Source organism: Gordonia sp. 11cp (assembly GCF_057767225.1).
The window spans coordinates 1,418,331-1,443,556 of sequence record NZ_CM173437.1; the positions used below are offsets into that span (position 1 = coordinate 1,418,331).

At 67.2% G+C, this 25,226-nt stretch carries 21 protein-coding genes and 1 pseudogene; 12 read left to right on the forward strand and 10 right to left on the reverse strand.

Annotated elements, in window-relative coordinates; genetic code table 11:
• Positions 1-78 precede the first annotated feature (78 nt).
• Positions 79-873 carry a class I SAM-dependent methyltransferase gene (locus AC3B6C_RS06200; protein WP_488375394.1) on the forward strand — a complete coding sequence of 265 codons (795 nt, stop codon included), beginning with the start codon at positions 79-81 and terminating at the stop codon, positions 871-873.
• A 352-nt stretch (positions 874-1,225) separates the two neighbouring features.
• On the opposite strand, the gene AC3B6C_RS06205 is transcribed toward AC3B6C_RS06200, so the two are convergent.
• Entirely contained in the window at positions 1,226-2,059 is an 834-nt protein-coding gene (locus AC3B6C_RS06205) for an aldo/keto reductase (protein WP_010844606.1), read from the reverse strand.
• Between the two features lie 148 nt (positions 2,060-2,207).
• Positions 2,208-5,639: a protein kinase domain-containing protein gene (locus AC3B6C_RS06210; RefSeq protein ID WP_488375396.1), complete on the reverse strand. Its 3,432-nt coding sequence runs from the start codon at positions 5,637-5,639 to the stop codon at positions 2,208-2,210.
• A 214-nt stretch (positions 5,640-5,853) separates the two neighbouring features.
• On the opposite strand from AC3B6C_RS06210, the gene AC3B6C_RS06215 reads away from it, so the two are divergent.
• The 5 genes and pseudogenes from AC3B6C_RS06215 (at position 5,854) to AC3B6C_RS06235 (ending at position 12,279) form a co-directional block, all read left to right on the forward strand.
• A complete protein-coding gene (locus AC3B6C_RS06215) occupies positions 5,854-6,057 on the forward strand; it encodes a cold-shock protein (protein WP_004020476.1) in 204 nt (67 codons plus the stop codon).
• A gap of 249 nt (positions 6,058-6,306) precedes the next feature.
• Positions 6,307-6,947 (forward strand): annotated as a pseudogene (locus tag AC3B6C_RS06220) (oxygenase MpaB family protein).
• Between the two features lie 72 nt (positions 6,948-7,019).
• Positions 7,020-9,338, forward strand: coding sequence for a glycerol-3-phosphate 1-O-acyltransferase (locus AC3B6C_RS06225; protein WP_488375398.1), 2,319 nt, complete (start codon positions 7,020-7,022; stop codon positions 9,336-9,338).
• Positions 9,335-10,828, forward strand: a complete 1,494-nt coding sequence (locus AC3B6C_RS06230; RefSeq protein ID WP_488375400.1) for an HAD-IB family hydrolase — start codon at positions 9,335-9,337, stop codon at positions 10,826-10,828. Before AC3B6C_RS06225 ends, AC3B6C_RS06230 begins: the two co-directional genes overlap by 4 nt.
• Positions 10,825-12,279 (forward strand): wax ester/triacylglycerol synthase domain-containing protein, encoded by a 1,455-nt coding sequence (locus AC3B6C_RS06235; protein ID WP_010844601.1) that lies wholly within the window; start codon positions 10,825-10,827, stop codon positions 12,277-12,279. The genes AC3B6C_RS06230 and AC3B6C_RS06235 overlap by 4 nt, the downstream gene beginning before the upstream one ends.
• Positions 12,280-12,286: 7 nt before the next feature.
• Here the strand turns inward: AC3B6C_RS06235 and AC3B6C_RS06240 are convergent, their stop codons facing one another.
• Positions 12,287-13,036: a FadR/GntR family transcriptional regulator gene (locus tag AC3B6C_RS06240; RefSeq protein ID WP_010844600.1), complete on the reverse strand. Its 750-nt coding sequence runs from the start codon at positions 13,034-13,036 to the stop codon at positions 12,287-12,289.
• Between the two features lie 334 nt (positions 13,037-13,370).
• Between AC3B6C_RS06240 and AC3B6C_RS06245 the strand changes: the two genes are divergently transcribed.
• Together AC3B6C_RS06245 and AC3B6C_RS06250 are read left to right on the forward strand one after the other, a co-directional pair.
• Positions 13,371-14,474, forward strand: a complete 1,104-nt coding sequence (locus AC3B6C_RS06245) for a zinc-binding dehydrogenase (protein ID WP_488375402.1) — start codon at positions 13,371-13,373, stop codon at positions 14,472-14,474.
• Positions 14,475-14,481: 7 nt separating this feature from the next.
• Positions 14,482-14,685, forward strand: a complete 204-nt coding sequence (locus tag AC3B6C_RS06250; protein WP_010844598.1) for a hypothetical protein — start codon at positions 14,482-14,484, stop codon at positions 14,683-14,685.
• 78 nt (positions 14,686-14,763) lie between these two features.
• On the opposite strand, the gene AC3B6C_RS06255 is transcribed toward AC3B6C_RS06250, so the two are convergent.
• Positions 14,764-15,795: a hypothetical protein gene (locus AC3B6C_RS06255; RefSeq protein ID WP_488375403.1), complete on the reverse strand. Its 1,032-nt coding sequence runs from the start codon at positions 15,793-15,795 to the stop codon at positions 14,764-14,766.
• Positions 15,796-16,102: 307 nt separating this feature from the next.
• A complete protein-coding gene (locus AC3B6C_RS06260) occupies positions 16,103-16,843 on the reverse strand; it encodes an SDR family NAD(P)-dependent oxidoreductase (protein WP_488375404.1) in 741 nt (246 codons plus the stop codon).
• Between AC3B6C_RS06260 and AC3B6C_RS06265 the strand changes: the two genes are divergently transcribed.
• A complete protein-coding gene (locus AC3B6C_RS06265) occupies positions 16,824-17,543 on the forward strand; it encodes a TetR/AcrR family transcriptional regulator (RefSeq protein WP_488375405.1) in 720 nt (239 codons plus the stop codon). The two genes, AC3B6C_RS06260 and AC3B6C_RS06265, sit on opposite strands and share 20 nt — an antisense overlap.
• A 173-nt stretch (positions 17,544-17,716) precedes the next feature.
• Here AC3B6C_RS06265 and dnaB read toward each other — a convergent pair whose 3' ends face one another.
• Positions 17,717-19,948 (reverse strand): replicative DNA helicase, encoded by a 2,232-nt coding sequence (gene dnaB, locus AC3B6C_RS06270; protein WP_488375406.1) that lies wholly within the window; start codon positions 19,946-19,948, stop codon positions 17,717-17,719.
• A 572-nt stretch (positions 19,949-20,520) separates the two neighbouring features.
• Here dnaB and AC3B6C_RS06275 point away from each other — a divergent pair.
• Positions 20,521-21,183: a hypothetical protein gene (locus tag AC3B6C_RS06275; RefSeq protein WP_488375408.1), complete on the forward strand. Its 663-nt coding sequence runs from the start codon at positions 20,521-20,523 to the stop codon at positions 21,181-21,183.
• 80 nt (positions 21,184-21,263) lie between these two features.
• Here AC3B6C_RS06275 and rplI read toward each other — a convergent pair whose 3' ends face one another.
• The 4 genes from rplI to rpsF all read right to left on the reverse strand — a co-directional run bounded on the left by rplI (position 21,264) and on the right by rpsF (position 23,004).
• Entirely contained in the window at positions 21,264-21,719 is a 456-nt protein-coding gene (rplI, locus tag AC3B6C_RS06280; RefSeq protein WP_010844594.1) for a 50S ribosomal protein L9, read from the reverse strand.
• Positions 21,720-21,738: 19 nt separating this feature from the next.
• Positions 21,739-21,996 carry a 30S ribosomal protein S18 gene (rpsR, locus tag AC3B6C_RS06285; RefSeq protein ID WP_004020662.1) on the reverse strand — a complete coding sequence of 86 codons (258 nt, stop codon included), beginning with the start codon at positions 21,994-21,996 and terminating at the stop codon, positions 21,739-21,741.
• Positions 21,997-22,082: 86 nt separating this feature from the next.
• Positions 22,083-22,607 carry a single-stranded DNA-binding protein gene (locus tag AC3B6C_RS06290; protein ID WP_004020661.1) on the reverse strand — a complete coding sequence of 175 codons (525 nt, stop codon included), beginning with the start codon at positions 22,605-22,607 and terminating at the stop codon, positions 22,083-22,085.
• Between the two features lie 115 nt (positions 22,608-22,722).
• On the reverse strand, positions 22,723-23,004 hold the full coding sequence (rpsF, locus tag AC3B6C_RS06295) for a 30S ribosomal protein S6 (protein WP_004020660.1): 282 nt from the start codon (positions 23,002-23,004) through the stop codon (positions 22,723-22,725).
• A gap of 167 nt (positions 23,005-23,171) precedes the next feature.
• Between rpsF and AC3B6C_RS06300 the strand changes: the two genes are divergently transcribed.
• Both AC3B6C_RS06300 and AC3B6C_RS06305 read left to right on the forward strand, forming a co-directional pair.
• The gene (locus AC3B6C_RS06300) at positions 23,172-24,656 is read left to right on the forward strand and encodes a hypothetical protein (RefSeq protein WP_488375409.1); all 1,485 of its coding nucleotides are present in this window, start codon (positions 23,172-23,174) and stop codon (positions 24,654-24,656) included.
• Positions 24,653-25,225, forward strand: a complete 573-nt coding sequence (locus AC3B6C_RS06305) for a GNAT family N-acetyltransferase (RefSeq protein ID WP_488375410.1) — start codon at positions 24,653-24,655, stop codon at positions 25,223-25,225. The genes AC3B6C_RS06300 and AC3B6C_RS06305 overlap by 4 nt, the downstream gene beginning before the upstream one ends.
• The last annotated feature ends 1 nt before the right edge of the window (position 25,226 follow it).

The following is a 25,226-nucleotide window of genomic DNA, read 5'->3' on the forward strand; positions in this document are numbered from 1 at the left end:
GCTGAAACGCCGAAGCCGCGCGACGACTGCCGCCGCCGGGGACAATGACCGGAGGTCAGGACAACCGAGGAGCGCGCGATGGTCGATTGGGACGGCGAGCGGTACGCGGACGTGAGCGCATTGCAGCGCATGGTCGCCGAGGAATCGATCGGGGATCTGGAACTCGCCGGAACCGAACGCCTGCTGGACATCGGTTGCGGCGACGGGTTCATCACGATGCTGCTGGCCGACCGGCTCCCGTCGGGCTCGGTTGTGGGCGTCGACGCCTCGCGCCGGATGATCGAACGCGCGCTGCTTCGGGTCCCGCCGGATCTGCTGCGCGTCCAGTTCCACGTCGACGACGTGCTGGCACTGCCCTTCGACGACGACTTCGACATCGCGGTGTCGTTCAACGCACTGCATTGGGTGCACGAGCAGGGCACGGCGCTACGCGGGATCGTCCGGAGTCTCGTCGACGGCGGCCGGGCGGTACTCCAGTTGGTTTGTGCGACAGAGCGACCGAGCATCGAGGAGGTGGCCATGGAGGTCGCTGCGAAGGCGGAATGGCAGCGCTACTTCGACGGTTTCACCGCGCCGTACGTTCACGTGGAACCGGTCCGATTCGGGGAACTGGCAACCGACGCCGGATTCGTCGTCGACGATCTGTCGGTGAAAGACCTGCGCTGGCAGTTCGACTCGGTTGCCGACTTCCGTGCCTGGTTCGCGGTCGGATCATCGGACTGGACAAGCCGACTGCCGGACAGCGCGGTCGACGACTTCGTCGGTGCCGTCATCGATCGGTACGCCGATGTCGTCGGTGAGCCTGCGCTCTTCCGGTTCAGTCAGTTGCGTGCCTCGCTGACGAACCCCGCTCGGCCCGAAGCACTTCCCTGATCTTCCGTGTCCCGCGGTCCAGGCGCGCGAAGGCGACGACCCTCCCCGCCCCCTGAGGTGCAAGGAGCGAAAGCGACGAGCCTCCCCGCCCCCTGAGGTGCGAGGAGCGAAAGCGACGAGCCTCGAAGGGCGGCGACGTCACGCCACCGAACCCTTCGAGGCTCGCTTCGCTCGCACCTCAGGGAGCAGGGGGGCGCCGCTCGCACCTCAGGGAGCAGGGGGGCGCCGCTCACACTTCAGGGAGCGGGAGTTGCCGCACGGATTCGCGCACAGTCAGTGAAAAACAGTGCACAGTCAACGGAAAACGATGCACAGTCGACGAAAAACAGTGCACAGTCGACGGGGGGTCAGGTCACTCCGGCACGTAGTTGAACGTGTCCGGGTCGGGGCCGATGCGGTCGTCGCTGTTCAGACGGTCGATCTGGGCGACCTCGGCGTCGGAGAGTTCGAAGTCGAACAGGGCGAAGTTCTCCTCGACCCGTGCGCGGGTGACCGACTTCGGGAAGACGATGTCACCGCGCTGGATGTGCCACCGCAGGGTGACCTGCGCCGGGGAACGGCCCTTGGCCTGGGCGATCTCGGTGATGACCGGGTCGTCGGTCACCTTGCCCTGCGCGATCGGCGACCACGCCTCGGTGGCGATCCCGTGCTCGGAATTGAACGCGCGCAACGGGTTCTGCGACAGGTACGGATGCACCTCGATCTGGTTCACCGCGGGCACGATGTCGGCCTCGTCGAACAGACGCTGCAGGTGAGCCTGGTGGAAGTTCGACACGCCGATGGCGCGCGCCTTCCCGTCGGCGTAGGCCTTCTCCAGGGCCTTCCAGGTCTGGACGTAGTCGCCCACCTCGGGCAGTGGCCAGTGGATCAGGAAGAGGTCGATCTGCTCGATGCCCAGGTCGGCCAGGGTGCCGTCGAGTGCCTTCAGCGCATCGTCGTGGTCGTGGAAGCCGTTGTTCAGCTTGCTGGTGATGAAGATGTCGTCGCGAGGAATCCCGGAGTCCCGGACCGCTTCGCCGACACCCTTCTCGTTGCCGTACATCTCAGCGGTGTCGATGTGCCGGTACCCGACCTCGAGCGCGGTGAGAGTCGCCTCCCGCGTGTCTTCCGGCGGAATCTGGAAAACTCCGAAACCCAACTGCGGGATCGTGATTCCGTTGTTGAGAGTGATGGTGGGGACTGTCATGCGAACTTGTCCTCTCTGTTGGGGTCTGGCGATACCGGCCGCGGCGCCGTCCTCGGGACGAGCCGATCGGGACACCCGAAGTCGAGGCGCCCGGCTGTGGCCGCGTTCAGGTTCAAGTCGATCCGTCGGTTCCGGTATTCCCGACACCTCATCGTTCAACCGGCCCGCCGCCGATGACCTGATCGAGGAACTCCGGCGGCAGTGACGCCGGATTCGACCGCTCACCTGCGCGGATACCTGTCGCGACCGCCTCGACTAGCCGCCGGAATCCGTCACCGCCATCCAGCGGGAATCGCACCAGCCCGGCCGCCCCGCACTGCTCCAGGACCGACACGGTGAGGTCCTGGGCCTCCTCGAACCGTCCCGCCGCCGCGAGGCACACGGCGAGGAGTCGTTGCGCCCGCAACAGCGCCCGTCGTCGCCCGGTCCCGGTCAACCTGTCGACCCACCACTGCGCTCGCCGACACGCGGCGTCGGACGCGTCGGGACCATCGTCGGAATCCATCAGCAACCGGATCGCGGTCTCGGCGTCGAGTTGCGCGACGACCGCGGCGATGCCCTCGCTCGGCGTATCCCGGTCGGTATCGACCCGGGGCACGATCGGCCGCCGAGTCGGGAGTCGCCGCGTCACCTGCTCGTTCTCGGCGAGGGCACGGAGTCGTGGGGTGCCGAGCCGGTCGGCGACATCCACGGCTTCGTCGAGATACTTCGCCGCGGTCTCACGATCGTTGTGGCACAACGCCACTCTCGCCCCGATGAGGTGGCGGGCCTCGATCATGTCGACGACCCCCTCCGCGGCCCCGATCAGGGTGCTCTGACCGAGGAGCCGCTCGGCCTCGGCCAATTTGCCACGCTCATACAGGATCTCGGCGAGGAGAGCGCAGGCGAGTCGGGCACCCTGGGACAGCACCGGCGAGCCACGTTCGCGCGACAACCGCAGCCCCACACGGAAACACGCCTCGGCATGGTCGAGGTCGAGCTGCTCGAGGTAGGCCAGCCCGTCGAGGCTGTAGCCGTACATCACCGCAAACGGCCCCTTGTTGCGCTGGTGCGCCGGTATCGCGCTCTGCTGCCAGCGGTGAGCGCCCTCGAAGTCGAATCGGAACATGGCACTCAGCGTTCCGACGTTGTGCACGGTGGACACCAGGAACGGCGACAGCTCGTCGGTCTGCGTGACGAGCCTCGTGCTTAGCTCATCGAGCCCGTCGACGCGGTCGGAGATCGCGCCCACGCAGGCGCGGGCGATCTCTGCCTCCAGACGTATCCCGGCGCCGGCCTCGGCCTGCGGCAACCGCTCGAGCGCGCAATCCACACGATCGAGTGCCGTGTCGGCATCCGCCGTGCGATGGAGCAAGAGATTCGCCCATGCCACTTGCAGCTGGAGGATCGGATCGGCCTCGACCGTCACCGGCGGGAGCTTCTCGATCAGCGCGAGCAGGGCGGTCATCCGGGAATGCTCGATCAGCGACTGACCATCGGTCTCGACCAGTTCCACCGCACGGTCGACGTCCCCGGCGGCCAGCGCGTGATCGACCGCCTCCGCCAGCATGCGGTGCGCCGCGAACCACTCCGACGCCGTGCGGTGCAAGGACGTGATCACCTGCGGCTCATCACGTTCGAGGCGTCGACGCAGGAACTCGGCGAACATCGAGTGGAATCGGAACCACTCGCCCGCCTGGTCCGTTCGGGCCAGGAACAGGTCCTGCATCTCGATCTGCTCCAACATCGCCTGCCCGCGCGGCTCACCGGTCAGGGCGGTGGCCAACCCGGCACAGATGCGTTCCGGAAGAGACGCCTTGAGAAGGAACTGCAACACCTCGGGTTCCAGGGCGCCGAGGACGTTCTCGGCGAGGAAATCCCCGATGGCATGGTGGCGTCCGGAGATGTGACCGATGAGTTCCGAAGGCGCGTCCGAGGTACGCAGGGACACGCACGCCAGCTGCAGCGCGGCAACCCACCCGTCGGTGGAGCTCCACAGCTGGTCCACATCGTCGTTGCCCAGCTCCAGCCCCGCGACGTCACGCAAGAACCGGCCGGCCTCGGCCGCGTCGAAACACAAACGGGTCATGTCGATCTCGACGATCTCGTCGTGAACTCGGAGACGACCGATCGGGAGGCCGGCCCGCGTGCGGCTCGTCACGATCATCTGCCAGTGGTGACATCCGTGTTCCAGCAGATAGTCCATCACCCCGAGGACCGCGGGATCGCTCACCCGGTGCCAGTCATCGACGATGAGTGCGAGATTTCGGCGGCGGGAATGGATGTCGTTGATGAGGGAGGTGAGCACGTACTCCTGGGCGCGTTCGCCGTGCTCCTCGACGACGGCGGCCAGGTCACCGACGAGCTCGGGTTCGGCGCGGCCGAGCGATTCGACGAGGTTCGCGAGGAACCGCACCACGTCGTTGTCGCCGTCGTCGACCGTCAGCCAGGCCACCGCCACATCAGCGTCCACGAGACGTTCCGCCCACTGCGCCGCGAGCGTCGTCTTGCCGTAACCGGTCGGGGCGTGGATGAGCATCAGACGCCGGCGTTCCCCGTCTCGGAGCGCGTCCATGAGCCGGGCACGCGAGACCTGGGCGCGCGGTCGCAGTGGCGGCCGGAACTTGGTCGACGGCGTCGGCGGGCCGGTCGTGATCCGGCGACGCGCCGACTGGGGCGCGGACGGGTAGACCGCCGGACCGGCCGGCAGAGCCATCTCGTCAGGCGGTTCGCCGAGACGCCGCTGCGCCTCGCGGAGCTCCTCCCCCAGCGCCGCCGCTGAATCAGGACGGTTCCGGGGCTCTCGGGCCATCGCGTGCTCGATGCAGCGCGACACCTCGACCGGGAACCCGGCCGCCGAGAGGTCGGGCACTCCTTCACTCGCCACCCGGAGGAAGTGGGCGACCACCTGCTCGCCGCTGCGACGCTCGAAGGCGGCGTGCCCGGTCAGCGCGCAGAACAGCGTCGCGCCGAGGCCGTAGAGGTCGGCGGCCACCGAGGGCGGATCACCGGCCAACAGTTCCGGCGCGGTGAATGCCGGCGAACCGGTCACCAGATCGGCGTCGGTCTCGAAGCCGCCGGAGATCCGCGCGATCCCGAAGTCGGTGAGCTGTGGTTCCCCGTATTCGGTCAGCAGGATGTTGCCGGGCTTGATGTCCCGATGCAGGGTGTCGGCGCGGTGCGCGGTCTCCAGTGCGCCCGCCAGTTTGACGCCGTACCGCAGGACCTCCTGCCAGGCGAGAGGTCCGCCCTTGCGGATGCGCGCATCCAGCGAGGCGTGCGGGTGATATTGCATCACGATGAACGGAAATCCCTCGGGGGTGGAACCGACTTCGAGGATGTTCACGATGTTGGGGTGGCCCGACAACCGTCCCATGGCCCGCTGTTCACGAACGAACCTTTCGAGGTTCTCGGCGTCGAGGTGATCGGTCAGGACCTTCACCGCGACGTCGCGGTCCAGGGCCGGCTGCCGACAGCGGTACACCGCTCCGTAACCACCTCGGCCGATCTCGACCGGGTCGGTGAAACCTGACGCCACCAGTTCACCGGCGACGTCGCGGACGGCATCGCGTTGTGTTGTCAGCGGATGGTTCTCGGCCATGACTTGCCTCGATCGCGTGTCGATCGCCTGGTGCTCTGTCCAGAGTACTCACGCCGGGCCGGGCCCTCTGAGGGTTCGATACGGGGGAAGATTCATCAAGTTTTTCTGCTGTGATCCCGCCCTCGGGTTTGCAACCGCCGACATCTGTGAAAGAGTTGTTAGCGCAGCCATCGGTCTTGGTGGTTGCGCTCACTGAAGAAAGAAGTACAGCAGTATGGCACAGGGAACCGTCAAGTGGTTCAACGGCGAAAAGGGCTTCGGCTTCATCGCTCCCGACGATCAGGGCGCAGACGTCTTCGTCCACTACTCCTCCATCACCGGTAGCGGCTTCCGCAACCTCGAGGAGAACCAGCGCGTCGAATTCGACGTGGAGCAGGGTGCCAAGGGCCCCCAGGCTACCAACGTCAGCGCGCTCTGAGCTCCTGACTTTCGCGAAACGCCCCTTCGGCCTCTCGGTCGGACGGGGCGTTTCGTCGTTTCCGGGGCGTCACAGCCATATCTGATAACGTTCGTGGTCAGATGCTGGTCTGACGCGGACGGGAGACGAGTGTGCCGCTCGACGAGAACTCACTTCTCTGGCGCTGTGTCGGCGACCGCCGGTTCGTCATGTCGATCTGCCGAGCCGTCTCGCTGCAGATGCTGCACCCGTCGATCGCACCGGTTCTCGATGGTCGAGAGTCGTGTCTTCGTCCACAAACGACGGACGACTCCCTGCATCATCCGGTCGGCCTATGAGGACGACTTCGACGCTCTGCGCCGAATCCGCTACAGCCACGACCACTTTCACGGTCGACGACCCGACGGGCGTCGCTATCACGCACTCAATCCCGCGACCTTCCTCTTCGAGCACGCGACCTACGTCGACGCGCTCTTCACCTGTGTCGACGTGTTCTTCGGGGGGGGCTCGACCCTGACGATCGCGAGCGGTTGTATGCCGAGACCTGCGAGTGGTACCGCCGATACGGCATCTCCGCCCGCGAGCTTCCGGCGACGCTGACCGACTTCGACGAGTATTTCGCCGACGCGCTGGTGACCGAACTCGATCCCGACCCGGGGCTCGGGTGGTACCGAGCGCAACTGCTGCGGCCCGACTACTGGTACTTCCGCGCACTTCCCTCCCCCGCCGTGCGCGCCATCCAGCACCCCGCGGCCGCCGAGCATCTCGGCGTGACGCCGTCGCGGTCCGACCAGCGCAGCCTGGCGCTCACCGCATCGATACTGCGGGCCGCCGACACGGTCGCCCCCACCCGCAACATCTGGCCGGGTGAGGTGCGCAGCAAGGTACTCGCGGCGCGTCGGCCGTCCTGACGAAAACCCGCCCTCCCCGATGTAGTCCACGTCACAATGAGGCGTGGTGCGGCCCGAGGAGACGTGAGGGTGATGCAGGTGACCGATCCGGTGGTGGTGCTGACCAGGGCCCGCACGTCGTGCGAGATGCGGGCAGTGCGTGAGTGGACATCGGCGAACTACCCGGACGCGACGATCTCCCGATCGGTGGAGCTCGACTTCGACGCGATGGCGCCGGAAACCCTCCTCGTCCCGGTCCGGGCGGTGTGGCTGCCGGCCGTCCGGCAGGGCGAGCGACGGGTCACCCTGGGCGACGTGCTGGTGCTGTCCAATCCGCGGCGTCCGCTCGGAGCGGTTCAGCCGCTGATCCGCAGACGACGGCCGGACAGTCTTCGCGTCGTCGCCGGTGCGCCCGCCACGATCGCGGAACTACGCGCCCGCTACACCCACCACCAGGCACAGGGTGAGCCGTTCGCCCAGTTCGTCCTGTTCCAGGCGTCGATGTCGGCCGAGCGAGCCGAACGTCAGATCGTCGGCGACCGCTACAAGGTCCCCCGGCTGGTCGCCGAGCAGATCAGCAGTTCATCTCGATTCCGGACGGCTGCGGCCAAACTCGCAGCCGAACTGGGCCGGCCCACCGATGCGGTGGTCGCCGAGGCCACCGACAAACTCTCGACCTTCGTCGCCACTCAGAGCCGCCTCATGGACGACGTGTTCTCGGCGACCTTCAACCGGTTGCACGAGCGGGCCTGGAACGTCACGGTCGACGTCGAGAACCTCAACACCCTGCGCACGCTCAACAAGTCCACCGGTCTGATCTTCCTGCCGTCCCACCGGTCCTACGTCGATCCGCTCGTCCTCGCCAAAGTGTTGCGCACCAACGATTTCCCACCCAATCTGGTGCTGGGCGGCAACAATCTGTCGTTCTGGCCGGTGGGTCCGGTCGCCCGCCGCGCCGGGATGATCTTCATCCGACGGAAGTTCGGCGCGGACCCGGTCTACAAGTTCGCCATGCGTTCCTACCTCGCCTACATCGTCGAGAAGCGCTTCAATCTGGAGTGGTACATCGAGGGGGGTCGCAGCCGGACCGGCAAGCTGCGGAAGCCCAAACTCGGCCTGCTCACCTATGTCGTCGACGCCGTGGGCCAGCTCGACGAGGCCGACGTCACGATCGTGCCGACGTCGATCGTGTACGACCAGCTCCAGGAGATCGGCGCGATGGCGGCCGAGGATGCCGGTGGCACGAAGAAACCCGAGGGGGTCGGGTGGCTGTTGCGGTACGCGAAGGCGCAACGCGACTATCTCGGTGAGGCGCGGGTGCGATTCGGCACGCCCATCTCGCTGCGAACCGCTCTCGACGAGGCCGGCGAAGGACGCGCACGCCTCGAGAAGGTCGCGTTCCGGGTGATGGACGAGATCAATTCCGCCACACCGATATCGGCCACGTCACTGGCCGGTTTCGCCCTCCTCGGCGCGCACGACCGCGCGTACACCCTCGCCGAGATCGAGGCGATCCTGGCTCCCCTGCTCGACTACATCCGCCGGCGCGAGCTGCCCGGGCCGGACCCAGCCCTGTGCCGCGGGGTCGGCCTCACCCAGACCCTGCGTGTCCTCGCCGGCAACGGCGTCGTGAGCTGTTTCGACGGCGGGTCCGAGCCGGTGTGGTCCATCGTGCCGGACAACCATGCGGTCGCCGCCTACTACCGCAACGGCGCGCTGCACCATTTCGTCGACCGGGCGATCGTCGAGGTCGCCATGCTCGCCGTGGCCGACGGCGAGGTCCGGGCCGACGACATCCCGCCCGAGGAGACCCCGATCGGATACGACGAGACGGCCGACGGTCCGATCGCCGACGAGGGGTTGCTCGCCGCGTCGCAACGCGAGGCCCTTCGGATCCGGGACCTGCTGAAGTTCGAGTTCTTCTTCCCGCCCAAGACCGAGTTCCTACACCGCCTCGGCCTCGAACTCGACCTGCTCGCCCCCGGTTGGCGTGCGGTCACCCCGACCCGGGAATGGACCTATGAGGTACTGCACGGGCACACGGGCGGCCTCCTGGCCCGACGTACCCTGCAGCCGTTCTTCGACGCCCAGCTGGTCTTCGCGGCCAAGCTCGTGGAACTCGGCACGGCGTCACACGACAAAGACGACCTGATCACCGACTGTCTGGGACTCGGTCGTCAGTTGTCGCTACAGGGTGTTGTGCGGAGCAAGGATTCGGTGTCCAAGGACCTCTACGACGGCTGCTATCAGCTCGCCGACAACCGCAACCTGATCCACGGCGAGAACGTTGCGGACCTCGCTGCCGCGCGGCAGGCCTGGCTCGACGAGGTCGAGTCGATGCGCGGGCGGCTGGCGCGGATCGCGTCGATCGAGGACATCCAACCCGCCGTCTGGTCGGAGGTCACGAGGTGAGCGCCTTCACCGACCGCATGCGGGCCATCCGATCTGCGCCCACCGGCAAGAAGGTCGCCGCGCTCTTCGACTACGACGGCACCTTGATCGAAGGGTTCTCCGCGGCGGCCATCATGCGAGCACGGTTGCGCAGCATGGAATTCGGTTTTGGTGAGCTCGCCGACTTCCTGCTGATCGGCTTGCGCGGCGTCGTCTCCGAACAGGACTACGCGGAAGTACTCGACGCCACGCGCCCGACCTTCGCCGGCAAGACGTACGCCGAGCTGATCGAGTTCGGCGAACACCTCTTCAAGTACGAGACGGCAGCCAAGTTGCGGCCGCAGATGTGGCAGATCCTGCGCGCGCACCGGGAGATGGGACACACCATCGTGATCGCGTCGTCGGCGACCCGATTCCAGATCGAACCCATCGCGCGGGAGATCGAGGCCGACTTCGCGCTCGCCACCGACGTCGAGGTCGTCGACGGGGTGGTCACCGGCAACATCCGGGGCCGACCGCTCTGGGGACCCGGAAAGGCCGCCGCGGTACGGACTCTCGCGCGCGAGCACGGTATCGATCTGACCGCCTCGTTCGCCTACAGCGACGGCAACGAGGACATCCCCTACCTCGAGTCCGTGGGCAACCCGGCAGCGGTGTCTCCTCGTCGAATCCTCCGGGCGGAGGCCGAATCCCGCGGCTGGCCGATCATCGACCTGAAGAATCCCACGTACAACCGGCTCGGGATGCTGGCCAGAACCGGCGCCTTCTACAGTTCCTTTCTCGCATCCGCCGCGGTGGGTGTCACCACCGGGCTCGTCCGACGCGATCCCCACGCACTCGTCGAGGCCCTGCCGACCGGCACCGACGTCGGGCTGTCACTGGCCGGAATCCACGTGCAGGTCCTCGAAGGCGGCGAGTACCTCACGTCGGCACGCCCGTGCGTGTTCCTGTTCAACCACCAGTCGAAGCTCGACCTGCCGGTGATGATCAACCTGGTCCGGTCCGAGGCCACCGGGGTCGCCAAGAAGGAGGTGCAGCGGGTCCCGGTGGTCGGTCCGATCCTGCAGCAGGCCGGGCTCGTGTTCATCGACCGCGCCGACCCGGGCCGCGCGATCGAACAACTGGCGCCCGCGGTGAAAGCGCTACGGGACGAGGGGATGTCGCTGGTGGTCGCACCCGAGGGCACCCGGTCGCCCACCCCACGGGTGGGCCGGTTCAAGAAGGGGCCCTTCCACATCGCCATGCAGGCCGGTGTTCCCGTCGTACCGGTGGTCCTGCGCAACACCGGCGAGTTGATGTGGCGCGGAGCGCAACTCATCCGTCCGGGAACCGTCGAGGTGATGGTCCTGCCGCCGGTGGACACGAGCACCTGGTCACCAGAGGAGATCGGCGCCCGCGCCGAAGAGGTTCGGCAGATGTACGTCAGCGCCCTGGCCGACTGGCCGCTGGACTTCTTCGCCGACGACGACGTCCGGCCACCGGTCGAGGTCCCCGAGGAGAGGCAACTGTGAGCGACGAGACCGACCTGACCGATGGGGTGGACCGGCCGCTGGACTGGGCCAACGAGCCGCACATGAGCTCGGTGGACACCATCATGTGGCGCGGCGACACCGACCGGCGGATGCGCGGGACGATCTGCATGCTCGAGGTGTACGACTGCGCCCCGGACTGGGACCGGCTCGTGGCCGCCCACGAATGGGGTAGCCGGATGGCACCGCGATTCCGGCAGCGCGTCGTCGACTCGCCGTTCGGCACCGGAACGCCGAGCTGGGCGGTCGACCCGGACTTCGACCTGCACTACCACCTGCGCCGAATCCGGTTGGGCGGCAACGGCAGCATGCGCGAGCTGCTCGTCACGTGCGAGCAGCTCGCGATGACCGCCCTCGACGCCGCCCGGCCGCCGTGGGAGGGCACGCTGATCGAAGGCCTCCCCGACGGCAAGGCGGCGTACTTCCTCAAGGCCCACCACGCCCTGACCGACGGCATGGGCGCCATCATCGGACTCGCACAGCTGCATTCGCCCACGCGCGAGCACAACCCGGGCAAACCGCAACCACCGAGTCCCGACCCGGTGAACATCACCTCCCTCGACCTGCTACGCCGTCAGGTGGGCGAGGAGATCCGGCGAATCCCGCACCGCGTGGACACCACCTTCCGCGGCGTACGCGCCCTGGCCCACCCTCGGCGAGCACTGAGTTCTGTTCTGCGATATGGGCGCTCGGTTCCGCGGGTCGCGGGTCTGGTCAGTCCACCCGGTTCCCCGCTGCTCGCGCACCGGAGCCTGTCGTGGCGTTTCAGCGCCTTCGAGGTCCCGTTCACCGACCTCAAGGCGGCCGCGACGGCGACCCATGCGTCGATCAACGACATCTACCTGGCCGGGCTCGTCGGCGGTTTCCGCCTCTATCACGAGAAGATGGGCACCCCGATCGAGACGATGCCGGTCGCGATCCCGATCTCGGTACGCCGTCCGGAGGATCCGGCCGGCGGAAACCGCATCGCGGTGGGTCGACTGGCCGGACCGGTCGGGATCACCGACCCGTTCGAGCGCGTGCTCACCATCCGCGAACAGGTGCGCGTCGCCAGGCACGAACCGGCGGTCGACATCTTCAACACCCTCGGTTCGGTGATGGCCTGGCTCCCCGGTTCGGTCCTCATGCAGTTCAGCGGGACGACCAGCCAGAACGATCTCCAGGCGAGCAACGTGCCGGGCATCCCGTGGGACACCTACGTGGCCGGCGCCAAGGTCGAGCGGATGTTTCCCTTCGGCCCGCTCCCCGGTTGCGCGATGATGGCGACGATGATCACCCACAACGGAACAGCCTGTCTCGGAATCAATTCCGATGGTGCCGCGGTCACCGACCTCGAGCTGTTCGCGGACTGCCTCGTCGCCGGCTTCGGTGAGGTGCTCGCGCTGGCGGCCGACGACGAGGTGGTGCCGGGGGTTCTGCGGCGGGTGGTGTGACCGACACTCAGATCCGCCACTGCACGGGCCGGGAGATGATGTCGCGGAGCCGGCGGCGGTAGTACCGCGCGGATTCCTGGTTGAAGAAGTCCATCGCCGCCGCGGTCGCCTCGACATCGCGAGCGCGCATCGCGTCGAGGACGTCCTGCTGGAGTTCGTAGGCCGCGCGCCGCGTCGCGAGGGGATGCTCCACGGGTTCGGCGTCGCGGACGAGCAGCCACAACGTCTCCATCACCACGCGCAACGCGGGATTACCCGCCGCCTCGTACACCCCGCGCTGGAATGCGGCGTTGCTCTCCTGGAAGCTGGCGTGGTCCTCCAGATGATCCCGCATCCGGTCCAGAGCCGACTGCATCGACTCGACCTGCTCGTCGGTGACGTTCTGCGCGGCGGCCCGGGCAACCATCGGCTCGAGCATCAGACGGACATCGATGACGTCACTGATGTTCGCGCCGTTGATCTGGAGGAAGAGCTTCATGATGTTGCCGAGCGAATCGAGTTCGGGCCGTTTGGCTATCGGTCCGCCGCCGATTCCGGCCTTGATCGTCACGAGGTCGCGGCTCTCGAGGAGACGCAGCGCCTCGCGCACGGTCGTGCGGGCCACGCCGTACTCGCTGACCATCTCTTTCTCGGTCGGGAGGCGCTGGCCCTCGACGATGCCGCCGCCGAGGATCTCCTCGGCCACCATGTTGGCCACCCGCGCGGACATCTTCTGCCCGCGCGGCCGCCGGGTGGCGGGCTTGTCGGCGACGGTCATGCGGCTCCCGGGGTCGGCTGATCGGTCGGTGCCGACACCTTACCCGCCCGAACCTGCCGTCGAACTGCGATCGGGACCTGTCATCGTCGTCGAACGGGCGGTTGTGAGAGATGAACGGTCACTCTCCGAGCATCCCCGGTTCCCGGATCGCAGCGGAGCCGAAGGTCGCCGACCCGGCCGGGAGCCGACAGCTCCGACCCTATGATCGATTGACGACGACCCGTCGAACGCCCCTGGTGCTGTCGACACCGGCCCGCCGGAGGGGAACCCCCTCGCATGCGAGTCGGGCCTCTGCGGGGCCCGACTCGTCCCGCCCACAGAAGGAGGACTCGTCATGAAAGCTGCTGTCTGGGAGGGAAGTACACCGAGACTCGCGGTCGAGGAGATCCCCCGCCCGACACCCCGTCGTGGCGAGATCCTGCTCAAGGTCACGGCATGCGGGGTCTGTCACACCGATCTACACGTGCTGAAGTCCGAGGTCGCCTTCCCTGCGCCGGCGGTCCTCGGCCACGAGGTCTCCGGCGTGGTCGAGCAGCTCGGCGAGGGTGTCGACACCCTCGCCGTGGGCGATCGGGTCGTGTGCAGTTTCATCATGCCGTGCGGCGAATGTCGGCACTGCGCGCGTGGGTTGGACGATCTGTGCGAGAAGTTCTTCGCGCACAACCGACTCAAGGGCACGCTCTACGACGGCGAGACCCGTCTGGCCCGCGCGGACGGCAGCCCGCTCGCCATGTACTCGATGGGCGGACTCGCCGAATACTGTGTCGTCCCTGCCTCGGACGCGTTCGTCGTCCCCGACGGAGTGGGGCTGGGCGAGGTCTCCATCCTCGGTTGCAGTTCGTTCACCGCGCTCGGTGCGGTGAACAACGCCGAACTGCGGCTCGCCGATCGCATCGCCGTCGTTGCGGCGGGCGGCGTCGGGTCGTCGATCGTCCAATTCGCCGCGGCAGCGGGAGTCGCCCAGATCATCGCCATCGACGTGAACGACGACAAGCTCCGGGCGGTGGCGGAACTCGGTGCGACGCATACCGTCAACTCCCGCGACACCGACGTCGTCGCCGAGGTCCGGGCACTGACCGGCGGCCACGGCGTCGACGTCGCCTTCGAGGCCCTGGGACATCCGAGCACCTTCGCCACCGCGCTCGACATCCTCGACGACGGCGGCCGCGCCGTGATCGTCGGCATCGCACCGGCCGGCACGCCCGGCGAACTCGACCTGGCCCGCCTCGTACGCCGCAGCCTCCAGATCCGCGGCTCCTACGGCGCGAAGGCCCGACGCGACATGCCGGCGCTGCTGCGCATGGTCGCCGGGGGGATCGTGGAGCCGGAACGGGTGATCACCCGCCGCTATCGTCTCGAGGACGTCGACGACGCCTATCAGGCCCTGGCCCGCGGCGAGATCATCGGCCGGGCGATCATCGAGATGGGCTCCGAATGACGGCACCATGGTCATCATGGTCATGCTCGTCCTCGTCCTGATGGTCGGGACCGCCGCATCGGTGTGTGCGCTGACCGCTGCGTACGTCTATCTACGGCCCGGCGACGACCATCTGCACGCCGAACGACTGGCCCGGCGCTGGCTGGTCGCTACCGCAATCCTCGGGTTGACGGCCCTGTGCCTGCGATTCGGATGGGTGCTGCTGAGCTGAGGTCAGCGCCGGCCTCCCAGCAGAGTGCGGGATGGGCGCCGGAAACCGGCACTCAGGCCGCACTCTGCGGATGCTTCGTCAGCGGTCGGCGCCCGCCGATGCTCCGACCAGGTCGGCGTCGTCGGTTGCCCGATCAGGAGCGTCGTCGGGCCGTGACCGCGCCACTCTGATCAGCAGTAGTGCCAGCAGGATCGCACCCACCGCCGAACCGGCGACGACCGCCCAACCGACGCGTTCGGCGACACTCCCGACGGACTCGTTCGATGCCTGGGGCGCGGTGTCGTCGGTCGCTACGGGCGTCAGGTTCATCGACGCGTTGTCGAGGTCGTCGTTGATCGAGCTGAGTACACCCTGAAGCTGTTTCACCCCGGCGTTCACCTTGTCGGTGGCACTCAGCGTGTCCTCCCGCGCGGATGCGAGGCGGTTCAGACCCGTGGAGAGCTGGCCGGCCGCGGTCTGTGCTTGGGAGATCGCGGAGTCGATGCCGGCGGCGGCGGATTCGAGAGACTTCCGCATGGTCGCCAACTCGCCTTGCAGCGAGTCGAGGGAGCCGAGCTGCTCGCTGATCTCGCGACTCGAACCCTGGAGAGCGCGCAGCCGGTCGAGGGCGTCCGCCGACCCGGGGGTCCGCGCGGTCTCGAGGTAACCGATCAACGGTGTCACGAGTGAATCGAGTTGCGTGACGGAGTTCGACAGGGCGGACGCCTGCCCGAGCACGGCCGACACCGCGAGCGCACCGTCGTTGACCTGTCGTGTCGCCGACGACACGTCGGGCGCGTTGCCCAGACCGCGGACGAGCTGATCCGACGCCGAAGCGGCGGTGTCGACGGCGTCGAACATGTCGCGCGCGCTCGCCGTCGCGGTGGCGATGCCGCCGGTCGCGCTGTTCAGGCCCGCGGACATCAGCTGGAACATCATCTTGGCCGACGACACGGAGTCGCCTGCCGCGTCGATCTGCTCAGCCGGTGGTCTGGTGTCCTCGGCGTCCGCCGAGTCCGTGGGCAGCACCAGGTAGACGACCCCGCCGACCAACAGTGCAGCCAGCAGCACCGCAAGCGCACCCGCCGGCACCATCGACGCCGGGACACGCTTGCTCACAACAGTTTTCACACTCACAACGCCAGCCGATCCGAACTCCACCACGACTCTCGCGGACACGTCCCGGACGCACGCTACCGGGCCGGCGGACGACTTCTCCCATCGAGAAGCACCCGGCAGCGCGATTATCAGCGAGTTCTCACCCCATACTCAGGGATGCGACGAACCACCCGCGCGCCATGGGTTCACGAGTCGCTCGACGTCGCGAAGGCGTTCACCGCTCCCGATGTCCTTCGACGCGCATGGCGCGCGGGGCTCGATCGAACCGCAAACGCCGAACCACGTTGTGGCGGTGTGCATTTGATGCAGCGGTTGCCTTCTAGCCCGCCGAACGGCCGCCGTCGACCAGCCACACCTGACCCGTCACGTGCGACGCCTGCTCGTTGTCGGCGAGGAAAGCCACGACGTTGGCGACCTCCTCCGGTCGTCCCAGCCGCCCCTGCGGAACCTGCGACTCGAGTACCTCGACCAACTCCCGCGGGGCATCGGCGATGATCGGGGTGCCGATGACGCCGGGGCCGACCGCATTGATGCGAATGCCCTGCTGGGCATATTCGAGCGCAGCGGTGCGAGTGAGCATCACGTCGCCGCCTTTCGACGCGATATAGGCGATCGACTGCGGTGTACCCCGAAAACCGCCGATGGACGCGGTGTTGACGATCGCACCGCCGCCGCTGGCGAGCATGAGGCGGATGCCTGCTTGCAGCACAAGGAACTGCCCGCGCAGGTTCACCGCGATCACCTTGTCGAAGACGTCGACGGGGTACTCGTGGGTCAAGAAGGTGGGGCCACCGATACCGGCGTTGTTCGCGAGGATGTCGAGGCCACCGTATTCAGATCGGATCCACTCCTCGGTACGCACAACGTCGGCTGCGTCGGAGACATCAAGATGACGGGCGACCGCCCGCTCTCCGAGCTCGGCTGCCACGTCGTCTCGGGCGTCGGAGACGTCCGCGACGATCACTGTCGCGCCATCGGCATGAAGTCGACGCGCAATCGCGGCGCCGATGCCCGAAGCCGCGCCGGTTACCAAAGCTGTCTTGCCCTCGAATCGCGTCATCGCCGACGCCCCTTCCCGGTTTTCGTGCAAAGATATAAATCATTATATTCTGACAGGTGTCAGAATCTACTGGAGAAACGAGTTCGACGCTGTGACCTCGCTCCCACCGCCGGCCGCAACGCGCCGCGCGGACCCACGTTCACCGCGCACCATCGCGGCGTTGCGGTCAGGTGTCCGGTTGGCGCTGGCCCAGGATCCGCCGGATCTCAGCGCCGCCCACATCTGCCGACTCGCCGGCGTGAATCGCACGAGCTTCTATACGCACTTCACCTCTGTGTCAGATCTGCTGGTCTCGACGATGACCACAGAGATCGTGGAGATGCTGCGGCTTCCCCCGGCGCAGACGGATCGCAGCGACAGTGAGGAGGTGGCCGCCTTCGAGCAGATTGCCCGGCCATCGTTCACCCGCATGGCCGCCGACCGGTCACTGTTTCGGGCCGCGTTCGCCTCTCCTGAGTCCGGCCACCTTCGCATCGCTCTGCGCGATGCGGTCGCCGAGCAGGTGGCGAGGATGATCGACCGGTGGGAGGCCGAAGGACGGATCCCGACCGTCGATCGGGACGTCGTACTCGCCTACAGCGCAAGCGGATTCGTCGGCGTTCTGGAAGCGTGGTGTGAGGCGGCCGAGGAGGACGCCGATCCCGACCGGTGGGTGCGCGGACTCGAGCAGACGATTCCGGCTTGGTGGCCCAGTGTCTAGACGGCGCTTCTCCGGGTCGATGCCACCGTCCGACTCCGTGTCGAGTTGGGTTGTGGCCGACGTACCTGCTGTTCGTTCTGTCGTGGAGCCTGACCATGTATCGAGGCCCGACGCCAACACCAACGGCGGCCACTCAGGCACGTAGTCCTCGAGCTCGAGCTCGCTCCCGCTCGCTACCCCCGCGCCATGTCCACGAACCGGGACAGGTGCAGCTGGTGCGCGACGGTGATCGTGGCGGTCGGGCCGTTACGGTGCTTGCCGACGATGATGTCGGCCTCGCCCGCGCGGGGGTCGTCGCGCTCGATCGAGTCGGGACGGTGGAGCAGGATGACCATGTCGGCGTCCTGCTCCAACGATCCCGACTCACGGAGATCCGACACCTGGGGCTTCTTGTCCGTACGTTGCTCGGGGCCACGGTTGAGCTGGCTGATCGCGATCACGGGGACCTCGAGTTCCTTCGCCAGCAGCTTCAGCTGACGGGAGAACTCCGACACCTCCTGCTGGCGCGACTCGACCTTCTTACCCGACGTCATCAGCTGCATGTAGTCCACCGCAACGACTTTCAGGTCGTGACGCTGCTTGAGCCGGCGCGCCTTGGCGCGGATCTCCATCATCGTGAGATTGGGTGAGTCGTCGATGAAGAACGGCGCCTCCGAGATCTCACCCATACGGCGTGCGAGACGTGTCCAGTCGTCGTCGCTCATGGTGCCGGCACGCATGTCGGCCAGCTTGATCTTCGCCTCCGCCGACAACAGACGCATGACGATCTCGGTCTTGCTCATCTCCAGCGAGAACATGGCGGCGGTGAGGCCGTGGCCGATCGCGGCCGATCGCAGGAAGTCCATCGCCAGGGTCGAATTGTGGGTCGGGACCATCGCCTCGCCCGCCAGATACAGATGGTCGGCGTTGTCGACCTGGACGCAACGCACCGGAACCGGGTCGACCGGACGAACGGCGACGACGCGACGAACCCCGGCCCGCCTGCGCAGCTCCTTGTGACGGATCGCCTTGTGGTGCACGGTGAACACATCGTCGTCGGCGTCGACGCGCAACCAACCCGTTGCCGACCGCTTGTAGTTGAACCCGAGTCCGGCCACGAGGTCGGCGACGACGGCCGTCATGTGCCGGGTGGCGGCCGGCACGGTGATCCAGCCGTCGTCGTCGACGGAGGCACGGGCATCCAGCAAACCTGCGAGGAGGGCGCGGCGCTGCGCGATCGAACCCCGTAGGTACTCGTACGGGATCCGCCCGCCGAGGTCGGCCATCAGCGTCATGACGTCGACAGGGCCCTCCGCGTCGATCCGCATGCTGATCTCGGGATCGTCGAAGGCCATGCCGGCCAGCGCCGCCACCGTGTACGGGCCGTAGGCGAATCGCTTGCGCGGCAACTCGAGCGGCGCGGTGTTTCGCACGACCGCGCCGCCGACATGCGTCCGCAGGCCGGCCGTGGTGACCACCCGGCGTTTGCCGTCGATCTCGGCCGCCCACTGATGCTGCTCGTCGGCGACGATCGTCGCACCGTCGTTGAATTCTATTTCGTAGCAAGGCCGTTCGGTCATCACCTCGGTAGCGGCGACGACCCGAGTGGGCCGGCCGTGCGCATCGAGGAGGTGATCGCCGACGCCGACCTTGCCCATCGTGGTCCACCCCGTGGGCGTCGGCAGCGGGGTGTCGAGCGCCAGCGCCTTGCCGACACCCGGACGGGCCGCGACGATGATCATCTGCCCGGGGTGCAGACCGTTGGTGAGCTTGTCGAAGTCGGCGAAGCCGGTGGGAACCCCCAGCGAGATGCCGCCCCGCGACGCGATCGAGTCGATCTCATCCATCGTCGGCTGCAGGAGATCTTCGAGGGCGACGTAGTCCTCGGCGGTGCGCTTCTCGGTGACCTCGTACACCTCGGCCTGGGCACGGTCGACCACCTCGGCGACGTCCTGGCCGTCGGCGCCGGCGTAGCCGTACTGGACGATGCGTGTGCCGGCTTCCACGAGCCGGCGCAGCAGTGCCTTCTCCGCCACGATCTCGGCGTAGTAGCCGGCGTTGGCGGCGGTGGGCACCGTCGAGATCAGGGTGTGCAGATACGGCGCCCCGCCGATCCGTTTGAGTTCGCCCGCCCGCTCGAGTTCCGCGGCGACCGTCACCGCGTCGGCGGGCTCGCCCTTCGAGTACAGGGTGAGGATCGCCTCGAACACCGCCTGATGGGCAGGACGATAGAAGTCACCGGTGCGGATCTTCTCGACGACGTCGGCAACCGCATCCTTGGACAGCAACATGCCACCGAGCACCGACTGCTCGGCGGCCAGGTCCTGCGGGGGCTGCCTGCCGAAGTCCTCGGCGGGGATCTCGTCGTCTCCCCGTCCTCGCCCTCCGGCGGCGGGGCCGCGCCCGCGGTCATCCACAACAGCCACGCGTGTCAAACCTCTCGCAACGTTCGATCCCACCCGACATCGAATGAGTACGACCTTGAGTCTGGTGTCGGCCCCGGTAGGCCACGTCGCGAGTCCCCGGTGTCGACGTCGTGTTTCGGTCTGTCTCTTCCTATCGGGTGGCACCGACAGTCGGACTGTCGTGTGCGCCGAGACGGACGGAGACGCTGAGGCGTGACACTAGGACCTCCACGACCGCGACTCAAACCGACCTGTTGACGAATCTGGGGATCACTTGTGGAGCGTGTGTGAGTGGCCGGGGGACGCGTTGTGCACCCTTTGTGGACAACCTGAGGAATTCGGGTGTGAACAACACAGTTCTCGCAGGTCAGCGCCTTCGCTAATTTCCACAATCAACGAATTGGAAATCGTTGGGGCTTCTTCGGCGCGTCGCCTTGCGGGCGTGTTGCGGACGCCTGTTCAACTCCTGGTGGCGAATATTCGGGTGAACATCCGGTGTGGTCTGCGTTACACCTGGCCAGACGAGGTCGCGGGCGTCATCAGTCGCGCGACTTACCGTCGATCGCCGACGGCACGCCGTCGGTTGTGGTGCAATGTCGAGCGTGTCGAGGTTGGGGTTGAGGTCGGTCGTCGTCCGCCGCGTGGTCACCGTGCTGGCCGCCCTGACCGCTGCCGCCGGACTGACGACGGCCCCATCGGCTCTCGCCGCGCCCGGGCCCACGATGCCCGTCGAGTTCGATCTCTCGCGCTACCAACCCGTCAACCCCACGACGTTCCGATCGCTGGCCTACGTCGACAACGGCCGGTCGTTCTTCACCACCGGCCGGTGGGTGTGCCAGGTCGGTCCCGGCTACCGCTACGTCGGTTGTGCGGGCCGTCCCGCGACCGCACCGCCCACCGCGTCGGGCGCGGTCATCTCCGACGACCAGCAGGGTCCGTGGTGGGCGCGCACGGATCAGACCTATCGATTCGGTCCGAAGAGCGGTTTCCGACCACCGGTCCTCGGCGTCGGCAAACGGGTCACCATCGAAGGCGTCACGTGCACCGTCCCCCGCCGCGACGCCGTGGCCTGCCGTACCGGCGACCGCGCGCTGATCTTCACCCCGGCCTGGCACAAGTTCTTCTTCCCGTCGTGGGACACCCTGGGCCCCGGCAACAACGCCGTCGACCACAGCGCCAACCCGGCACCGCAATACCTTCCGCCGCGGCTGCAGTACTGGAACCAGCTGCCGGCGAATCCACCGGCCCCGAAGTAGGGCTTCGATCATTCGGTCAGGCAGACACGACAAAGGCCGGGTGGAGGATCTCCACCCGGCCTTTGGTCGTAACGCTGAGGTCAGCTCGCGGCGACGACGGCGAGCTGTACGGTCGCCGAGACCTGCGGGTGCAGGTTGACGATGACCGGGTAGCTGCCGGTTGCCTTGATGTGTCCCTTGGGCAGCTCGACGCTGCGCTTGTCGACGGTCGGGCCGCCTGCGGTCTTGATGGCACCGGCGACGTCTGCCGCGGTGACCGAACCGAAGAGCTTGCCCGAGTCGTGGGTCTTCACATCCAGCGAGACATCGGCGAGGCCCTCGAGGGCCTGCTTCAGCTCGTTGGCGTGCTCGAGACCGCGGACCTCGCGGGCTTCCTGCGATCGGCGGATGCCCTCGACCTGCTTCTCGGCTCCACGGGTGGCCTTGATGGCCAGGCCGCGGGGCAGCAGGTAGTTGCGGCCGTAGCCGTCCTTGACCACGACGATGTCGCCGGCTTCGCCGAGGTTCTCCACGGCGGCGGTGAGGATGAGCTTCATGTCAACTGATCCTTTCCGCTTATCGGCTGGTCGAGGTGAAGGGCAGCAGGGCCACCTCACGCGAGTTCTTCACTGCCACAGCGACGTCGCGCTGATGCTGCACGCAGTTGCCGGTCACGCGACGCGACCGGATCTTGCCCCGGTCGGACAGGAAACGACGCAGCAGCGCGGTGTCCTTGTAGTCGATGACGGCCTTCTTGTCCTTGCAGAAGCTGCACGCCTTGGTCTTGGTGACCTTCTCGACGCGAGGCTTCCGGCTCGGCTTTGCCTTTGCCATGTGTGTGTTGCTCCAGTCAATGCTTCGGGGACGGTCACTGCCGTTCCCGGGCTGTTCGGGGCGGGTCGATCATGCCCCGAGCGATATCAGAAAGGTGGTTCGTCGTCCCCGCCACCGAACGATCCCCCGCTGTTGCTGGCAGGCGCGCTGCCCCAGGGATCGTCGGCGACCTGCTGGTTCGAGTTCCCGCCGCCGCGGCTACCGCCGCCACCGCCGGACCCGAATCCGCCACCACCGCCGCCACCGCGCGAGGCGCGGTTGACCTTGGCGGTGGCGTACCGCAGCGAGGGGCCGATCTCGTCGACCTCGAGTTCCACGACCGTGCGTCGTTCGCCCTCTTTGGTTTCGTAGGACCGCTGCTTGAGCCGTCCCTGCACGATCACCCGGGAACCCTTGGTCAGGCTTTCGGTCACATTCTCCGCGGCGTCACGCCAGATGTTGCAGCGGAGGAACAGCGCTTCGCCGTCCTTCCACTCGTTGGTCTGGCGATCGAAAGTGCGCGGAGTGGAAGCCACCGTGAAGTTGGCAACCGCTGCCCCGGACGGCGTGAACCGCAGTTCCGGGTCGGCGGTGAGATTGCCGATGACGGTGATGACCGTGTCGCCTGCCATGTGTGTTCCCCTTGGGTCGTTGGTGGGCACTCGCTGATCGACATGCACCGGGTGTTCTGGGTTCAACCCTAGAACCCGGTACCGACGTGTTCAGACGATCAAGAAAGCCTGTGGATTACTTCCGCAGGACCTTGGTGCGCAGAACCGACTCGTTCAGCTTCAGCTGACGATCGAGCTCGGTGACCGTGGCGGGCTCGGCGTTGAGATCGATGACGGCGTAGATGCCCTCGTTGTGCTTGAGGATCTCGTAGGCAAGACGGCGCTTGCCCCAGATGTCGACGCCGTCCACCGAACCGCCATCCTTGCGGACAACATTGAGGAACGTATCGAGTGAGGGTGCGACGGTGCGCTCGTCCAGGTTCGGATCGAGGATGACCATCAATTCGTAGTGACGCATAAGACCACATCACCTCCTATGGGCTAGGTCGGCCACGGACTGTCCGTGGCAGGAGGGTCGCCTGCGTCGGCAACCGGTCCAAGATACATGACCTGCCCGTTCGCAGAGAAATCCGAGGCCGCGGGTCGCTTCGGCGGCGCACTGCCGGACCACCTACGCTGTTGCCCATGTCGGAACGGCGGACAACCCCGGGTCGATGGTCCGCACGGCTGTCCGGCCGTGGTGAGACGGCCCTGATCGTTGTCGTGTCGGTGCTCGCGACCACGGTCACGATGTTCTGGAGTTTCCGGGCAAAGCTCCGGTGCGGGGGCCCACCGTTCGACGCGTTCGGGCGCAGCGGCAACTGGCCGGTCGGGGATCCGGATGCGGTGATCCCCTGCTACTCGGACCTGATGTACCTCTGGCTCGGCCGCGACATCAACACCCACGTCTTTCCCTACATCCACGGCGGAATCGCTTCCGACGGAACGTTGTTCGGCGGTGTCGTCGAGTACCCGGTGCTCTCCGGCGTCCTCATGTTCTTCGGTGCGATCGGCGCCGACACCGACACCGAGTTCTTCACCCACTCCGCGCTCCTGCTGGCGCCGTTCGGGGTCGCGATCACCGTGTTGCTCGCCCTGATGGTCCGATGGTGGGCGCTGCTCTGGGCCGCGACGCCCCCGTTGGTGCTGTACTCCTTCCACAACTGGGAGCTGCCGGTCGTCGCGACCGCCGTCGGGGCAGTCGCCGTGATGGCCTGGGGCGCGTCCGTCCAGCCCGGAACAGGCCGGCGACGACTGCCGCTTCGGACGTGCGCGGTGGTCGCGGCTGTTCTGCTCGCGGTCGGCTTCTGTCTCAAGCTCTACCCGGGGATCTTCGTGTTACCGCTGGCCGCATACGTTCTCACGCGCGGCGCCGGCGGCGCACGCGCGGTTGCGGGACGACGTGACGCCACAGGCGGCCTCGACTGGACGGGCGCCGGCTGGGTTGCGGGCGCCGCCGTCGTGACGGTGGCCGCGATCCAATTGCCGTTCATGGTCCTCGGATTCGACGGGTGGAAGGCCGCGCTGTCCTTCCAGGGCCGTCGGCGGGCCGACGTCGACACCAATTCCATCTGGTACTGGGGTCTGCGGTATGTCACCGGGACCACCGACACCTACCACTCCATCGTCAGCGTGATGTCGCCGCTGTTGATCCTCACCTCGTTCGCGGTCGCGATGTACCTCGGGTGGCGCCGCTTCGAACGCGTCGGCACCTTCCCGTGGATCGGCGTGAGCGGCGCGATGCTGGCCGGTTTCATGCTGTTCCACAAGGTGCACTCCCCGCAGTACACGCTCTGGATACTGCCGTTCTTCGTCCTGATGAAGGTGCGCTGGCCGGTCATCCTGGCGTACCTGCTCACCGACCTCGCTCTCGATCTGACGATCTTCCGGTTGTTCCCGATCCGGGATGCCGGCGATCCGCTGCCGTGGTGGATCGTCACCGGCGTCGCGGGTTCGGTGTGGGTGCACGCCGTCCTGCTCGTCTATCTGATCGTGACCCTCGTCGGCACCCCGCTTCGTGAGCCGCTGGCCTCCCGTGTGGCCGGAAGCGCGCGAGATGGGACTGATCCCGCCGCCTCCGGGGTGACCCTCGACCCGCGACGAGAAGCCGTGGCGAAAGGGTCCCCGTGACTTCGTGGCTGGCGACCGGCCCCCTGGTGGGTGACCGGATCACGTTACGTCCGATCGGCCTCGACGATGTCGGCGCGCTCGCCGGGTTGATCGGTGACCCCACCCGTTTCCGATGGGCACCCGGGGTGCCGACCGACGAGGACAGTGCACGCCGGTACGTCGAGTCCGCTCTTCGGTCGCGAGTGGCTTTCGCGGTGGTCGACAACACCGACGGCAGCGTCGTCGGGTCGACGAGCTTCTACGACATCGACGAGGCCAACCGATCCGCGTGCATCGGCTACACCTTCTACAGCGAACGCGTCCAGGGGACCGCGGTGAACCCCACCGCCAAGTTCCTGCTGATGCGCCACGCGTTCGAGGACTGCGGCGCCGTCCGCCTCACCTGGCACACCCATGAGCTCAACGCTCAGTCGCGCGCCGCGATCACCAAGCTGGGTGCGACCTTCGAGGGTCTGCTGCGCAAGCACCGCCGATTCGGCGACGGCTGGCGCACGACCGCCCTGTACGCGATGACCGATGACGATTGGCCGTCGGCCAGAGATCGCCTGCTGCAGCGGATCACCGCCTGAC

Coding starts and splice junctions, on each gene's coding strand:
- AC3B6C_RS06200 (WP_488375394.1), top strand. CDS start 79: ATGGTCGATTGGGACGGCGAGCGGTACGCGGACGTGAGCGCATTGCAG.
- AC3B6C_RS06205 (WP_010844606.1), bottom strand. CDS start 2,059: ATGACAGTCCCCACCATCACTCTCAACAACGGAATCACGATCCCGCAG.
- AC3B6C_RS06210 (WP_488375396.1), bottom strand. CDS start 5,639: ATGGCCGAGAACCATCCGCTGACAACACAACGCGATGCCGTCCGCGAC.
- AC3B6C_RS06215 (WP_004020476.1), top strand. CDS start 5,854: ATGGCACAGGGAACCGTCAAGTGGTTCAACGGCGAAAAGGGCTTCGGC.
- AC3B6C_RS06225 (WP_488375398.1), top strand. CDS start 7,020: ATGCAGGTGACCGATCCGGTGGTGGTGCTGACCAGGGCCCGCACGTCG.
- AC3B6C_RS06240 (WP_010844600.1), bottom strand. CDS start 13,036: ATGACCGTCGCCGACAAGCCCGCCACCCGGCGGCCGCGCGGGCAGAAG.
- AC3B6C_RS06245 (WP_488375402.1), top strand. CDS start 13,371: ATGAAAGCTGCTGTCTGGGAGGGAAGTACACCGAGACTCGCGGTCGAG.
- AC3B6C_RS06250 (WP_010844598.1), top strand. CDS start 14,482: ATGGTCATCATGGTCATGCTCGTCCTCGTCCTGATGGTCGGGACCGCC.
- AC3B6C_RS06260 (WP_488375404.1), bottom strand. CDS start 16,843: ATGACGCGATTCGAGGGCAAGACAGCTTTGGTAACCGGCGCGGCTTCG.
- AC3B6C_RS06275 (WP_488375408.1), top strand. CDS start 20,521: ATGTCGAGCGTGTCGAGGTTGGGGTTGAGGTCGGTCGTCGTCCGCCGC.
- rplI (WP_010844594.1), bottom strand. CDS start 21,719: ATGAAGCTCATCCTCACCGCCGCCGTGGAGAACCTCGGCGAAGCCGGC.
- rpsR (WP_004020662.1), bottom strand. CDS start 21,996: ATGGCAAAGGCAAAGCCGAGCCGGAAGCCTCGCGTCGAGAAGGTCACC.
- AC3B6C_RS06290 (WP_004020661.1), bottom strand. CDS start 22,607: ATGGCAGGCGACACGGTCATCACCGTCATCGGCAATCTCACCGCCGAC.
- rpsF (WP_004020660.1), bottom strand. CDS start 23,004: ATGCGTCACTACGAATTGATGGTCATCCTCGATCCGAACCTGGACGAG.
- AC3B6C_RS06300 (WP_488375409.1), top strand. CDS start 23,172: ATGTCGGAACGGCGGACAACCCCGGGTCGATGGTCCGCACGGCTGTCC.